The sequence below is a fragment of the Pontibacterium sp. genome (assembly GCF_041587635.1).
Taxonomy (GTDB): Bacteria; Pseudomonadota; Gammaproteobacteria; order Pseudomonadales; family Balneatricaceae; genus Pontibacterium.
The window spans coordinates 1-1,951 of the sequence record NZ_JBFGYC010000667.1 but is presented as its reverse complement, the minus strand read 5'-3'; the positions used below and the strand labels follow the sequence as shown (position 1 = coordinate 1,951).

1 protein-coding gene and 1 pseudogene are annotated in these 1,951 nt (G+C 49.1%); both read right to left on the bottom strand.

The genetic code is table 11. The features are described 5' to 3' along the window. Window positions 1-155 precede the first annotated feature (155 nt). Complete coding sequence (locus ABYW01_RS20500; RefSeq protein ID WP_372836344.1) at window positions 156-1,403, bottom strand: HD domain-containing phosphohydrolase; 1,248 nt, start codon at window positions 1,401-1,403, stop codon at window positions 156-158. A gap of 347 nt (window positions 1,404-1,750) precedes the next feature. Further along, window positions 1,751-1,951 (bottom strand): annotated as a pseudogene (locus ABYW01_RS20495) (hypothetical protein); the annotation flags it as partial.

Genomic DNA, 1,951 nt, shown 5'->3' with positions numbered 1-1,951 from the left:
GGATCAATGCCAATCTGGCGGGCTGGAAAGTGAAGGAATAAGGTGGAAACAGGGAGATGGTACAGCGCGGCGCCATAGAGGGACGCAAATGATGCAGAGGAGATACCGGCCATTGTGAGGGGTGTACTTGAACAATCGCCGGCTTATGACTGGGTCTAAATTTCTACGGTAACGGCACCTTCTTTGATCGCCAGAAGGTACAGATCATCCCTGTGTTCTTTCAGCGTGCCATACACATCCTTGTCGAGCTGACCGCCATCAGCCATCTTGTCCATAATGCTCAAAACCTCCTCAACGCTCAAACGGCCTCGATAGGGTCTTTTTTGACACAATGCCTGAAAGATATCGGCAATACACAAAATGCGGGTTGGCAGATCGATCCGATCACCTTCCCAGCCATAGGGGTATCCCGAACCATCCAGCTTTTCGTGATGTTCCGATGCCCACTTAGCGATCGGCGTATTAGGAAAGATGGCTTTTAACACACGCCGGCTATCCAAAGGATGACTGCGCATTTGAGCCAGCTCTTCGGGCGACAATGCACCGGGTTTTTCTAGTATTTCGTCGGGTGTCCGGAGCTTACCAACATCATGAAGTAACCCGGCAATACGCAGAATACGGCTGTGGTACTGATCGCAGCCCACTAATTCCGCAAGCGCATACGACAGGTCCGCAACCCTTAAACTGTGATAGTGCGTGAACGGACTCTTGGCATCCACCACTTGCGAAATCAGTTCACCCAGCGATTCAATCTCGTCAAAACTCAACGAGATTTTGTAGTCGCTTGATGCCAACGTGTCAAAAATTGCGTCATCGAGAAACTCTTCTCGTAACTCTAACCAGAAACTGTCTTTCAGTGCTGCTTGTTCCAGCGCTTCAAATAACTGAGGACAGAAAAGCGTACCGATATGTGGCCGCAACTCGTCCAGCAGTTTATCTCGCTGAAGCAAAACCAGATGGTGAGGATGGGTTTGAATAAACGAGGCATAGATTACATCCAACCGATCCGAGAGAAAAATCAGATTGGCATACTCACGCATCGTTTGATCCAGTGACGTCGGCAGATGCTCCCATCGGGTATGGTGGTATCGCACCGCTTCTGCGTAGCGGCGGAATGGCGGGAAACTACGCAGGAAGTAATCGCCACGGATACAGTGCTGTTCAGCCCCATTCCACTCTAATTCATCCGCGAGTTTTTTATGCACCGCAGTCGACGATACGCCACTGTCATGCAACATACCGGCTAACAAAATGTAGTGCCGTCTATCACGATCCCAACCCATTAAGTGAGCAATACGATGGCAGATTAAGCCCACCCGCCGACCGTGACTTCTATCGTCAATTCCAACGTAATCTAAGGCTTGGGTAACCGTATGCGCAGCGCGACCGACGTCAACATCCATTCCTTGAAGCTCGTCAGATGTGCTTATTTGTCCCTTATCCAGAAACCTATCCTTCATTGCTCAGCCAGAGTTCAAAAAATGAGCGCACATTAATATCCAGCGCCTTGATATTCGTCAAGCAACTTTTTGAACATTCATGCATTAAAAGCAATTCTATTGATCCTGCCCCTTTTACGCTTGGTCAACTAAATGGGGGTATTCGGAAGAGGGCCAACAGACAGGTGAGAACAAAGATCATCAAGGTGTTAGAGCGATGATCTTTGATCACAATGGAGGGGAGCACGTTTCGTGCTCATCAATCATCTTCTAACACTACAAATTTTCTTCGGAAGATGCAGAGGTGCGCATCAATTTACCCGCATCGCATCGATATGCCAGCAGATACGCCCGAACACCGTCAGGTCTCCGCTGCTAATCAACTCAAGGGGTGACTGCCCGTTGTAATAGGGGTCATCATGCGGGCGCGCCATGTAACCGTAGATATCGTCAGGATCATCAAAAATGGTGTCGAGATCTGAGTGGATATTGAGCACAAAAGTCACACGCTC

What these genes read in the sequence shown, in the direction of transcription:
- ABYW01_RS20500 (WP_372836344.1), bottom strand. Translation starts at nt 1,403, where the DNA reads ATGGATGTTGACGTCGGTCGCGCTGCGCATACGGTTACCCAAGCCTTA.